Here is a 12,781-nt window from a genome sequence, read left to right as displayed (position 1 = left end):
TCAAGTATTCTCGCCAGCGGCAGTACCCTGGCTTTTTGCCGCCTGCTCCGCTTCCTGTTTTGCCAGCGTACGAGCCAGGATAGTCGAGTATAGCGGCTTTCCGCCCATAAATTGGGCTAATAGTGTTGCGCCAAGACAGGTAATAATCATTGGCAAAATGAGCTGATAGTTATCGGTCATCTCCAGCACCAGTACAATACCCGTTAGCGGCGCACGCACCGAAGCAGCCAACAAAGCCCCCATTCCGGCAATGGCAAAGGTTCCGGCCTCCAGGTGATACTGCGGAAAAGAGGCCGCCGCAGCCATACCGAACGCCGTACCAAGCAACGTCCCCAACGCCAGCATCGGGGCAAAGATCCCACCGGGCGCGCCGGATGAGAAGCACAGCAGCGTGGTGACGACCCGGGTGATAAATATAAACAGCAGTAGACCGACGCTAAAATTGCCTGCTGCGGCAATCGGGATCAGATTAAAGCCACCGCCTGCCGCTTCAGGTTGAATTAATCCCAGGATACCGCACAGACCGCCGATCGCGCCGCCCATCAGCACCCATTTTTTAATTTCACCGCCGTGAAAGCGCTGGAACATATCCTGGGTGCGCAACACCATGGTGTTGAACAATGGCCCGACACAGCCAAAAATAAGCCCGAGCACGAGATACAGCCACAGCGTATTCACCGGCGCATTAGACAGTTTCCCGACTTCAATTATCGGGGCTTCACCGTTGAAAACACGAAACACAATGCTCGACATAATAACGCCGGTAAACACGGCTTTGATCGACACGAGGTTATAGCGAAACTGCGGGCGCATCTCTTCAATGATGAACAGGATCCCCGCCAGCGGAGCGTTAAACGCCGCCGAAAGGCCCGCTGCCGCACCGGTAGCCAATAAGGTATGCCGCGCTTCGGCGCTACGCATGCGGAAAATATCCAGCACCATGCGCCCGAGGTTACCGCCAATCTGCACGGTCGGACCTTCACGCCCAAGCACCATGCCAGCACCCAACGTGCCCATGCCGCCGATAAATTTCACCGGCAGGACACGCCACCAACGCACAGGTCGCAGCTCTTCCAGCGCACCTTCAATCTCAGGGATCCCCGAACCACCGGCTTCCGGCGCAAATTTACGCACCAGGAAATAGCCGACCATCGCCAGCAACGCCGAGAGAATAAACGCCAGCGGCCACAGCAGAATGTCATGGTCCGCAACCTGAGCCAGCGTGCCAATGCGCTGATTCTGCACCCAGGTCACCGCTTTCTCAAATGCCACGCCAACAAGCCCTGTCACAGTACCCACTACTGCAGCCATCAACAGGATCGCCAACGGCGTTTTGTCTCGTTCCAGGAGACGACGAATTTGATCCCTGCGGCGTAAACGCACAATTTGCTGTGCTTCAAAAGAGGGAGTGTCTGTCTTCATCAGATGATCATTAATTGGTAATACAAATACGGAATCGGCATTCTACTCGCACATTTCGCGAAAATCCCCTGCAAATCGCATTGTTTCAAATGCGTAAAACTTTCATAACCTTCTCTGAATAACTAGAATAGCGGGCATTTACTTTTTCTACGAACCAGGACCCCATCCATGAGTAAGTCTGAAAATCTCTACAGCGCAGCACGCGAACTTATCCCAGGCGGCGTCAACTCCCCCGTTCGCGCCTTTACTGGCGTGGGTGGTACTCCGCTGTTTATCGAAAAAGCGGACGGCGCGTATCTGTACGATGTCGATGGTAAAGCCTATGTCGATTACGTCGGTTCCTGGGGACCGATGGTACTGGGTCACAACCACCCGGCAATCCGTAATGCGGTGATTGAAGCTGCGGAGCGCGGTTTAAGCTTCGGTGCACCGACCGAGATGGAAGTGAAAATGGCGGAGCTGGTCACCGAATTAGTGCCGACCATGGACATGGTGCGCATGGTGAACTCCGGTACGGAAGCGACAATGAGCGCAATCCGTCTGGCGCGCGGTTTCACCGGTCGCGATAAAATCATCAAATTTGAAGGCTGCTACCACGGCCATGCCGACTGCCTGCTGGTTAAGGCCGGTTCCGGTGCATTAACGCTGGGCCAGCCGAACTCCCCAGGCGTTCCGGCCGATTTCGCGAAACACACCCTGACCTGCACCTACAACGATCTCGCTTCAGTACGTGCGGCATTTGAACAGTATCCGCAGGAGATCGCGTGCATCATCGTTGAGCCGGTCGCCGGCAACATGAACTGCATCCCGCCGTTGCCGGAATTCCTGCCGGGCCTACGTGCGCTGTGCGATGAGTTTGGCGCGCTGTTGATCATTGATGAAGTGATGACCGGTTTCCGCGTAGCGCTGGCCGGAGCACAGGATTATTACGGCGTCGTGCCGGATCTGACCTGCCTCGGTAAAATTATCGGTGGCGGAATGCCCGTTGGCGCATTCGGCGGTCGCCGCGATGTGATGGACGCACTGGCGCCGACCGGTCCGGTTTACCAGGCGGGGACGCTTTCCGGTAACCCGATCGCGATGGCGGCAGGTTATGCCTGTCTGACCGAAGTCGCCCAACCGGGTATTCATGAAACGCTGAACGAACTGACGACGCGTCTGGCGGAAGGTCTGTTGGAAGCTGCCGAAGAAGCGAATATTCCGCTGGTGGTTAACCATGTGGGCGGGATGTTCGGGATTTTCTTCACCGATGCAGAAACCGTAACCTGCTATCAGGATGTGATGGCATGCGACGTCGAACGCTTCAAGCGCTTCTTCCACATGATGCTGGATGAAGGAATTTATCTGGCGCCGTCTGCTTTCGAAGCGGGCTTTATGTCCGTGGCGCACAGTGAAGACGATATCAATAACACCATCGACGCCGCGCGCCGGGTGTTTGCGAAGTTGTAAAAAAGAGAACGTGCAGAAATGTAGGCCGGGTAAGGCGAAGCCGCCACCCGGCTTTTTTATTGCCGGATGTCGACGCAAAGCGTCTTATCCGGCCTACATGAAAGGGGTCAGCCTCAGCGGCTCTGCTTTCTCAGCAGATAGATAAAGTACGGGGCACCAATAAACGTCGACAATAATCCCGCCGGGATCTGATACGGAAACAGCACCATCCTGCCGCACCAGTCAGCAAAGACCAGCAACACGCCACCCGCCAGCGCCGAAATCAGCATATGCGGCATCGCCCGACGAAAACCCATCATACGGGCAATATGCGGAGCCATCAGCCCGACAAAGCTCAACGGTCCAATAGTCATGGTGGCTGTCGCCGTCAGCCCTGCCGCCAGCAGCAGTAACCCCACGCGTGATGGCGTGATAGCCATACCTACAGCCCGCGCCGTATCGCCGCCGAGCGGTAAAATTGTTAGCCAACGGCGGCACAGCGGCGTCATCGCCAGCAGAATCACCATCACAATCCCGGTACGCAGTACCTGCTCTCCGCTCGCGTTATAGGTTGAACCGGAAATCCAGGTCAACACGCCCGCCATGCGCGGATCGCCGCTGGCCTGCAGCATCATCAGCAGCATAGTAAAGGCCGTACTGAGCGCCATACCGGCCAACAGCATACGGTGCGGTGAAAAACCACCGCGCCCGGCGGCAATCATAATGATAAGCAGAGTAGCCGCGGCCCCGAGGCTTCCGGCAGGCAGCAGCCAGCCAAAAGCATTTCCGGGGACCAAAAACAGCATGAGCACCACGCCAAATGCCGCACCGGAGCTAATGCCCAGCACTTCCGGGCTGGCCATCGGGTTGCCCGTCAGACGTTGAATAATACAGCCCGCTACCGCCAGCATCACCCCGGCAATCAGGGCCGCCAGAATGCGAGGCCAGCGCCAGGGCATCAGCTCATCCAGCATCGCGCCGCTAGCCCATGTCCAGCCATGTGCGTCGCGGCCAAACGACAGCGCCACCACGAGGGTTAGCAGCAAGATTACGCCACCCGCCAGCGCAAACATCAGCACATTCTGACGCTCAGCGGCGATGCGATTACTGGCGTTCATATCCGGGGCGCTCATACTCCTCAAGCGCGGCAACAACCACAGTAGCAACGGTGCGCCAATCAACGCCGTCACTGAACCGGTGGAGACTTCCATCCATACGCGGGTCAGCCACAGAATGATTTGGTCGGAGAGCCAGAGGATCAACGCACCAATCAGCGGGGCCAGTACCAGACGTGCCAGCAAACGACGCGCACCGAGCATTTTCGCCAGCAGCGGTGCAAACAGGCCAATAAAGCCGATAATCCCAACCGCGTTAACCAGTAAGGCGCTGATGACAATGGCCAGCGATAACGCCGCCAGACGTGCCAGCGACAGCGCCAGACCGAGGTTGCGCGCCACGCCGTCATCCAGTCCCATCAGCGTCATTGGGCGTAATAACAACAGAGTCAGCATCACACCGCCCAACAGCTGCGGCCACAGACGCTGTACGCCGCTCCAGTCGGTTTGCGTTAACGTGCCGCTGCTCCATAAAAACATGCTTTGCAGCTGATCGTGATGGAAGATAACCATCAACTGGTTAATCGCCCCGCAGTACAGGCTGACCACCAGCCCGGCAAGGATTAACGTCACAGGAGAAAGACGCTTGCCCCAGGCAACGCCAAACACCAGCGCCCCAACGACACATGCTCCCGCCAGCGCCGCAAATTGCGTGGTCAGCGCACCAGGAATAGCCCACAGCGTGGTAACCGTAATGCCCAACTGCGCACCAGTCGCAACGCCCAGCGTGGTTGGCTCCGCCAGCGGGTTACGCAACACCTGCTGAAACAACACGCCGACCAGGCCCAGCCCGGCGCCGACCAGTAGCGATATAGCCAGCCTCGGCAGCAGGCTATAGTGAAAAACCATCTGCTCAATGATGTCGATATCCGGTGACCAGATAGCCTGTTGCCACTGACTGCGCGGTAGCGCAACGGAGAAGTTAACCCATGTCAGCCAGCAGGCAGCAACAAACAGCACCAACAACAGCAACGCCGGATGGCGGCTTCGCCTTATCCGGCCTACAAAGCGCCCAAACCGTAAGTCGGATAAGGCGTTTTTCGCACCGCCATCCGGCATTTCAAGTTTCCTGCTCACGCTTTGCCTCCCAACGCATTATCCAGAATACGGGCAAAATGCATGGCCGATAGCGTTGCGCCGTAGAACCAAACGGCAGGCACACGTTGAAAACGTCCGCCATGGACAAACGGCATCGCCTGCCATAATGGCGTAGACATCAGCGCAGCCATCTCTTTATCGTTGCCGTGATCAAAGCACAGCACATCGACATCCTTATAAGCAGCCAGACGGTCAATACTCACGGCAGTGCTGCCCCAGAAGTTTGTTTCGCCCTGCCAGGCGTTAGGGATCCCATATTCGTCCAGTACGTCCTGGAACAGGCTGTTTGAACCAAACACCAGCATATGCCGCGAATCAAGCAGGGATGTCAGGAGCACGGGACGCGCGCCGCGTTGCATAAAGCGCGGTTTCAGGCTGGCGATAAAATGATCGTACTCAGTCAAATGGCGTTCAGCAGAAGCTTGCAGATTGAACAATTGCGCCATTTCCTGCAGCGACTGTCGCGCAACGGCCAGCGGCTTTTTGCCATCGCTAAAGTTAAATCCCCGGCCTGGTGCAATCCGCGCCAGCTTTTCAGGAGAAGGACCGTAACCTGCCGACCAGAGCAGAAATGAGGGCTTCATTTCGGTCAGCAGTTCGAGATTGGGTTCCGTACGTAGCCCGACGTCAATTACCGAGTCCGGCAGAGGAGGCTCACTGACCCACAGCTTGTAGTTAGGGATATCTGCGATGCCATACGGCGTAATACCCAGCGCCAGCAGCAGCTCTACCGGCAGCCATTCCAGCGCTACAATGCGCTGTGGATCAACCGCCGCGGCGTGCGCCGTATTCATCCGCCACAGCAGAGGCGACAGCGCCATCGCCGTAAGCAGCCGCCGACGGGTAATATGATGTAATCCGATCATTAATAGACAAAACTCACGGGTGCGGCACCGGCCGGATGCGGCAAAATGCCCATCGGGATACCGTAAATTTGTTCCAGAGTTTCACTGCGCATCAGTTCAGCAGGCGTTCCTTGAGAAATCATCTCACCGCCGCGCAGCGCAACGAGGTAATCGCAGTAACGGGCCGCCATATTGATATCATGCAGCACCGCAACCACCGTCAGCCCGCGCTGCTGGCTTAAGCGGTGCACCAGCGCCAGCACGTCAACCTGATGGGCAATATCCAGCGCGGAAGTCGGTTCATCAAGCAGCAGACAGCGGCTGTCCTGTGCCACCAGCATGGCAATCCACGCGCGTTGGCGTTCCCCACCGGACAGGCTATCGACCAGACGGTGCGCCAGCGGCTTTAAACCTACCAGCGAAATTGCTTCTTCTACCTTCTCTCTGTCGGCAACGCCAAAACGCCCCAGCGCCCCGTGCCACGGATAACGACCAATCGCCACCAGTTCGCGTACGGTCATCCCTTCTGCCTGCGGCAGCTGTTGCGGCAGATAGGCGACCTTGCGGGCAAACGCTTTACTACTCCAGCTCTCCAGCGGCTGTTCGTCGAGCAGGATTTCACCTTCTGACGGCGGCTGATGACGTCCCAGCATTTTCAATAATGTCGATTTACCGGAACCGTTGTGGCCGATAAGACCAGTCACTTTCCCTACAGGAAAAGTTAATGAGAGAGGATGCAAAAGCGTGCGACCAGGCACACGAAAGGAGACATTACGCAACGCAAAAGTGGTGTCGGGATGGGATCTGTTTTCCTGCATAGCAGCCAACTTGTAAAACGGGCACGCAAAGCGTGCCCAAAGAGAAATTAGAAACGGAAGGTTGCAGTTGCAACGACCTGACGTTCTGCGCCCCAGAAGCAGCCATAAGTATTGAAGCAGCTGGCGACGTATTCACGGTCAAACAGGTTGTTCACATGCAGCGCCACGTTGGAGCCAGCCATACCTACACGCGCCAGATCGTAACGCACTAACGCATCTACCAGCGTGTAGCTTCCCACTTTGAAGGAGTTTGCCGGATCGCCATAACTGGAACTAGTATAACGAACACCCGTACCCAACGTCAGCCCGGAAAGCGCACCATCATAGAGGGTGTAATCCCCCCACAGTGATGCCATATGTTTTGGCACCTGGGCAGGCGTATTGCCTTTGTAGTTGGTGTCAGTGGTGTATTCCGCATCGGTATAGGTATAAGAACCAACCACGTTAACGCTGGCTGACAGCGCCGCTTTCGCTTCAATTTCTACACCACGTGAGCGAATTTCGCCGCCTTCAACTGACCAGATCGATCCATTCGGGTCGGCCATCAGGTTGTTGGTTTTGGTCAACTGGTAAACGGCACCGGTCAACACGATCGGACGATCGCTCGGTACGTACTTCACGCCCGCTTCGTACTGCTTACCTTTAGATGGCGCAAAGATATTACCGCTTTCCCCAACCTGAGAATTTGGTTCAAACGATTCGCTGTAGCTGAAATACGGGGTTACACCGTTATCGAACAGATAGTTAACACCGCCACGCCAGGTAAACTGTCGGTCATCACGGGAGTCCAGCACACCAGAAACTCGGTTCAGAGAGTCCTGCTTAGCCCAGTCGTAACGACCGCCCAGAGTGACCAGCACCTTATCCCACTGCATCTGATCCTGAGCGTACAGGCCCGTTTGTTCCTGTTTATTCAGAACGCGATAAGCTGCGCCAGGTCCAGGGTGCGAGCCAAAGTCAAAATCGCTACGGTCAAGATTATAGATATCAGACGGCGCTACCGAACCAGCCCAACCGAACCAGGAGTTGATATCGTTACGCATACGCATATAGTCAACGCCGGTCAGCAATGTGTGATCCAGGGAACCGGTGGCGAATGTGCTCTGCAACTGGGTATCAACAGAGAAATTCTGCAATTTTTCATTATCGTCAACGTACTGACGAGTCAGCGTGTGATCCCAATCAGACTGAGGGATGCTTTTACATGGACTAGCGTTGAGTGCTGCCTGGTTTTTTGTATACAGCGGATCGGAGCACATGCCGTAGCCGTACACGCTTTTCTGCGACACTTTGTTTTGCGCATAACGCAGGTTCTGACGTACGGTAAAGGTGTCGTTAAATTCGTGGTCGAAGCTGTAGCCCACCATCTTCTCGTTACGAGAGTATGTATTGTTGTCCGCACCTTCGTTGAAATCGGTCGGCAGACGTGAACCATTTGGCAGCTTAGACACGGTCCCCTCTTTCGGCAACCAGCCGTAATAACCGGTTTCCGGCTCGTTCTGGAAGTAGGAGAGGAAGGTGAAATTCGTCTTATCATCCGGACGCCATGTGAAAGATGGCGCGATGGCATAACGCTGTTCTTCTGCGCCCTGCTGCTGCGCATTCGCGGAACGCGCCAGGCCGGTCAGACGGTATGAGTACACACCATCGTCATCCAGCGCATCGCTGAAGTCAAAACCGGTCTGGAACAGGCTGTCAGTGCCCATTTTGAACTGAACTTCTTTCAGCGGCTCCGTTGTCGGGCGCTTGCTGACCATGTTCAACAACCCACCCGGGTTGCTCTTTCCGTACAGAACGGAAACCGGACCGCGCATCACTTCGGCGCGCTCCAGCATATAAGGGTCGATGACCGCATCATTGTAGAAGTTGCCCTGCATCTTCAGGCCATTCAGATAGTTATTCTGACTTTGGCCGTCTGCGGCAAATCCGCGAATAATCAGGTAGTCATAGGTATTGGACGCGCCACGCGTACCCACGGCAACGCCCGGGGTGTAGCTGAGCGCCTCTTTGACCGATTTTGGCTGATGCAACGCCATCTCTTCGGCGGTGACCACTGAAATAGACTGAGGAACTTTTTGAATCGGAGTGTCGGTTTTGGTCGCCGTAGCAGACTGTCGTGCAGCGATGGTTGCCGCAGGCCCCCATGCGCTTTCCTGCGGAGCAGGTGCAGCAGTTACGGTGATGGTTTCTTCTTTCGGGTCAACCGCCGCCTGTGCATAGACAGACATGCCGCTAACCGCTGTGGCTACCACTACTGCGATTTTACGCAGCGATGAACTTGGCTGAGCAGTTTTAAGACGCGCCATTGGTATTTCTCTGATGAAAGTGAATGATAACGTAAACGAGAATTATTATTATAACGAGAGCATAATATTCGAAACACTGTTGCGATCGCAAGCGGTACACGCCCCTACTAAAACTGAGGGGTTAAGAAATAACCAGATGAAAAGAAAGGGTTAATAAATTAGGCTGGAATGTTGAAAAGAAAAGCCTGCAAATACACAGGCTATTTTTGGCTAGCGGTAAAAAACGTTAAATGTCGCAACAGAGTCAACCTTTCCCGCTTTTACAGTTCCTGTTTGTACATATCTTGCTTTCAAAGGGATAGTGACAGACTGCCTATCGGTTGTTTGCGCTACCGCGTTGTAATCTTGATCAAATTTCAGCACATTATTGTTGCTGTCGAGAATTTGTAATCCGACCCCTTCGGCTGCGTCATTACCACTGGCGATCTCCAGGATGTCGCTATTGCCACTCACGCCAGTTGAACCGGTAGTGGTGAATTTATAATCAAGTTTGATGCCCGCGACACACTGTTCCAGCTGAATCTTGAAACTATCATCAGATACAACATCGGAATAACCGTCCACAATATCGCTAGTCATGATTCTCTTAAGCGGCACTGTGATATTTTTTTCAACCAAATTGCAGGTGTTAGCAGTAACGTTAATCGCTATTGGCGCAAAGCGAATTTGAGCAATAACCTGCGAATCATAAATCCAGTCCGCATTGAGCATGTTGACGTCAATAACCCCTGACTGCACAACGCCAGTGACGACAAATTCAGCTCTCGCATGTGATTGAATACTATAGTCACTTAAATGGTCTGTTTTTGCCGACCCTATATGCATTGGGGTAACCACCGATCCTTCTGTTAGGGCGGAAGCGTTATCTTTAACCCAGGCGACCCGAAAACCTATTCCCGGAACATTTGTTTGATAAACGCGGCTAAGTGGATTATCCGTGCGGGCATCGCTACTCGTGAATACGGTATAGCCTGTATAGATATCGCCATTATCTGTACAGTCCACGACATTAATAAGGTCGCCAGTCACTTCCTGGGTTGCAATGATCGTACCTGGAGCGGCGTCCGCATTTACCGTAAACGACGGCATATTGAACGTAGAGGTTGACGGCGACGCATCATTCTCAATTTTGCAGGATGCCTGAACTGATTGCTGTGCGAACAATAGACCGCAACATAGAATCAATCTAAAAATCATATAATTATTCATATTCCCACAGTCCATTTTATGTTTTCCCTTTACACTATCGACACTCAACCGCAGCCTGGTAAATAGAGGACTCAATATCTTCGGGGATCTGTGCATTTCCTTCACAGCGCTGTTCTGGAGCACTACCCCACTGTACTTTAAACGGTACATTACCTTTCAAACCGGTCAGATAAACTTCGCCACCATCTCCGACTATTGAGGAGCCCCCCTCAATTGACAGTACCGCGCCGAAAGGCACAAAACTCGATCCATGGTGAAGTGTTAATAAGGCGCGAATACCCTGGCGGGCAGAGAAATTAGCTGCGACAACTGCCCCTTTCGTAGGTACGACATCTTTGGCCGGTTTTTCGATATCCAGATCGTCGCGTTCCCCGCTGTTCACCGTGACGGTATTACGACGATAATTAGTTAGATATGGTACGACCGCATTTCCCCAGTAGTCAGTGTAAATACCTTGCATATTCTGGACCTTAACATCTGCTCCCTCATCAATATGGACAATAGCAAAAGCATCCTGGACAGATTGCCCCAGCGTAATACCATAAGGATGTGCGACGACGGATCCTTGCGCGCTGTAGTTCCACTGTTTGCTATCTTTGGCATAGCTATAGTTCGCCCCAATTTCACCGTATGAGCCACGATAACGCCCCGTCATGCTCGCACCATATCCAGTATCGTGATCGGTATAGCTTTGCTGCAGGTTATAACTTAAGTTGTTATCTTCCAGCGCAGTCCCGCCAATCCCAACCTGATGCACGGTATTGCCATTTTTAGCGCTGTTTAGGTTGTAGGTCGCCCAACTGTTTGACAGCCAACGTGACAAAGGAATATTGACGGAAAATGCAACCTGCTGGTCATTATCGCTGTTTGGTGTTTTTGTCAGGCTATAGTTCACGGACCAGGTGATGTCCTGCCAACTGGAGCTGAACCCCATACTGGCACTGCGTTCATGCCCACTCATATCCCAGTAATCTTGTTGATAACCATTGATATACACAGACCCTACAGAGCCCAATGATTGCGACATACTCAACTGTAAACGGCTACGACGATTGTTTGTTTTACGGTAATTGTAAATTCCATCATCTTCGCCTCTATCACGTTGATCGAGTGCTTCCTGGAAGGTATAAAAACCAGAAGTGGAATAACGGTAACTGGCCAGCGTCACCGTGGTATCTGTTGCAGAAAAGTCTTTGGAATATTGTGCGCGCCAGGATAAACCATTGGCATTACCACGCCCATCGTCAAACTGAGTTCTGGCCGCAGTAACATCTACAGACACAGAACCAAGCTCACCGAGATCGGCTCCCGCCCCGACCAGACCGGCACGGTAAATTGATGCGTCGAGCGCTCCGCCATACAGTGTAATGCCATGAGGCATGCCGTAGATTACCGTCGCCTGACCAAACCCAGGTTCCTCGCCGTTATCGCTATCGCGGTATTTTCCACCAGCAAGGCTGTATTTCAGCGCACCTTCACGCTGTAAGATGGGTACCGAAGCGCTTGCCTGAATAAACGAATGCTCGCTTCCATCAGCCTCTTTAACGGTAACTTGTAAATCTGACCCTGCTGTTACCTGACTGAGATCTCTGATTTCAAAGGGGCCGCTGGAGACATAAGTCTGGTATATCGTGTAACCATTTTGCTTAATCGTTACTTTTGCATCGCTATTAGCAATTCCGCGCACAACAGGCGCAAACCCTTGTAAGCTATTGGGTAACATGCTGGTATCGGTTTCCAGCTTCACCCCTGTCATCTGTACGCTGTCAAACAATTCGCCGTTGGTATATGTCTGGCCAATTTCAAGCTGGCTTTGCAGAAATTTAATATCCCGCTCCAGCGTGGTGCTGATCGCATCCCAGCCATCCGAATTGCTGTAGGTACTTGAATTACGGAGCCGCCAGGCGCCAAGATTTAGACCGGAATTAAGGCTTGCCCAGTTCGAGTTATCGTTCTCGCCATTTACTTGCTGGCGGTTGCCGCTAATGTAATAGCTGCTCCATGCCGCAGGAATGCCATCGTCCCAGTCTTTAATAGGGATAGCGCCAGCGACTTGCTGGTCGCGATAAATTTGCGGGATCCGAATGAAAAGAGTTTGGCTATCGAGTTGAAAATCAAACTTTGCTCCCGATATGTACTGGGCGATGTCGCCAACTGGAGCCGTATCAGCCAATGATTTCAAGCCGGGAAGGCTATCGACCTTCACCCCCAGCTCTCTGAGATCCCCTTTGCTGAACTGCGGGAGTAACTGCGTCTTATCCTGTGATAGTACGTAAGTAATATTTCGCTTATCAATGCGATCATAATCCCACATAACTTCAGTCAAATAAGTCCCTGGTTGTAACCCATTATTTTGCAAAAAGGTTTCCAGTGTTGACGTATTCTCTAACGGTGTACCGAGTTCCAGAATATGCAAATTGAATTCATCTTTAGCGCTCGCTGGGTGCAAAAAAGAGAATAATGCCAGCGTGATGCTGTTGAGCAAAAAGAGTCGGCAAGATCGCAAAGGATAAGGCTGCATATAATAAAGTCCCTTTAAT

At 53.1% G+C, this 12,781-nt stretch carries 8 protein-coding genes; 1 reads left to right on the top strand and 7 read right to left on the bottom strand.

Annotation, left to right across the window (positions count from 1 at the left end; all coding sequences use genetic code 11):
- Positions 1-1,422, bottom strand: coding sequence for a H(+)/Cl(-) exchange transporter ClcA (gene clcA / locus OGY67_RS06865; protein WP_008786259.1), 1,422 nt, complete (start codon positions 1,420-1,422; stop codon positions 1-3).
- A gap of 168 nt (positions 1,423-1,590) precedes the next feature.
- On the opposite strand from clcA, the gene hemL reads away from it, so the two are divergent.
- Positions 1,591-2,871, top strand: coding sequence for a glutamate-1-semialdehyde 2,1-aminomutase (hemL, locus tag OGY67_RS06860; RefSeq protein WP_100271481.1), 1,281 nt, complete (start codon positions 1,591-1,593; stop codon positions 2,869-2,871).
- Positions 2,872-2,984: 113 nt separating this feature from the next.
- Here the strand turns inward: hemL and fhuB are convergent, their stop codons facing one another.
- The 6 genes from fhuB to OGY67_RS06830 form a co-directional block, all read right to left on the bottom strand.
- On the bottom strand, positions 2,985-5,024 hold the full coding sequence (fhuB, locus tag OGY67_RS06855; protein WP_100247232.1) for a Fe(3+)-hydroxamate ABC transporter permease FhuB: 2,040 nt from the start codon (positions 5,022-5,024) through the stop codon (positions 2,985-2,987).
- Positions 5,025-5,038: 14 nt separating this feature from the next.
- Positions 5,039-5,929 (bottom strand): Fe(3+)-hydroxamate ABC transporter substrate-binding protein FhuD, encoded by an 891-nt coding sequence (gene fhuD / locus OGY67_RS06850; protein WP_286573811.1) that lies wholly within the window; start codon positions 5,927-5,929, stop codon positions 5,039-5,041.
- A complete protein-coding gene (gene fhuC / locus OGY67_RS06845; protein WP_003829206.1) occupies positions 5,929-6,726 on the bottom strand; it encodes a Fe3+-hydroxamate ABC transporter ATP-binding protein FhuC in 798 nt (265 codons plus the stop codon). The genes fhuD and fhuC overlap by 1 nt, the downstream gene beginning before the upstream one ends.
- Before the next feature lie 47 nt (positions 6,727-6,773).
- Positions 6,774-9,032 (bottom strand): ferrichrome porin FhuA, encoded by a 2,259-nt coding sequence (gene fhuA / locus OGY67_RS06840; protein ID WP_128611361.1) that lies wholly within the window; start codon positions 9,030-9,032, stop codon positions 6,774-6,776.
- A gap of 210 nt (positions 9,033-9,242) precedes the next feature.
- Entirely contained in the window at positions 9,243-10,241 is a 999-nt protein-coding gene (locus OGY67_RS06835; protein WP_286573810.1) for a fimbrial protein, read from the bottom strand.
- Between the two features lie 34 nt (positions 10,242-10,275).
- Complete coding sequence (locus OGY67_RS06830; protein WP_286573809.1) at positions 10,276-12,762, bottom strand: fimbria/pilus outer membrane usher protein; 2,487 nt, start codon at positions 12,760-12,762, stop codon at positions 10,276-10,278.
- Positions 12,763-12,781: the final 19 nt, after the last annotated feature.

Source organism: Citrobacter sp. Cpo015 (assembly GCF_030333035.1).
GTDB classification, from domain to species: Bacteria; Pseudomonadota; Gammaproteobacteria; order Enterobacterales; family Enterobacteriaceae; genus Citrobacter; species Citrobacter portucalensis.
Note: the sequence above shows the minus strand (reverse complement) of the source record. Positions and strands in the feature narration are given on the sequence as shown.

Bases quoted from the DNA above. Each gene is read 5' to 3' on its own strand.
- clcA (WP_008786259.1), bottom strand. From the start codon at position 1,422: ATGAAGACAGACACTCCCTCTTTTGAAGCACAGCAAATTGTGCGTTTA.
- hemL (WP_100271481.1), top strand. From the start codon at position 1,591: ATGAGTAAGTCTGAAAATCTCTACAGCGCAGCACGCGAACTTATCCCA.
- fhuB (WP_100247232.1), bottom strand. From the start codon at position 5,024: ATGCCGGATGGCGGTGCGAAAAACGCCTTATCCGACTTACGGTTTGGG.
- fhuD (WP_286573811.1), bottom strand. From the start codon at position 5,929: ATGATCGGATTACATCATATTACCCGTCGGCGGCTGCTTACGGCGATG.
- fhuC (WP_003829206.1), bottom strand. From the start codon at position 6,726: ATGCAGGAAAACAGATCCCATCCCGACACCACTTTTGCGTTGCGTAAT.
- fhuA (WP_128611361.1), bottom strand. From the start codon at position 9,032: ATGGCGCGTCTTAAAACTGCTCAGCCAAGTTCATCGCTGCGTAAAATC.
- OGY67_RS06835 (WP_286573810.1), bottom strand. From the start codon at position 10,241: ATGAATAATTATATGATTTTTAGATTGATTCTATGTTGCGGTCTATTG.
- OGY67_RS06830 (WP_286573809.1), bottom strand. From the start codon at position 12,762: ATGCAGCCTTATCCTTTGCGATCTTGCCGACTCTTTTTGCTCAACAGC.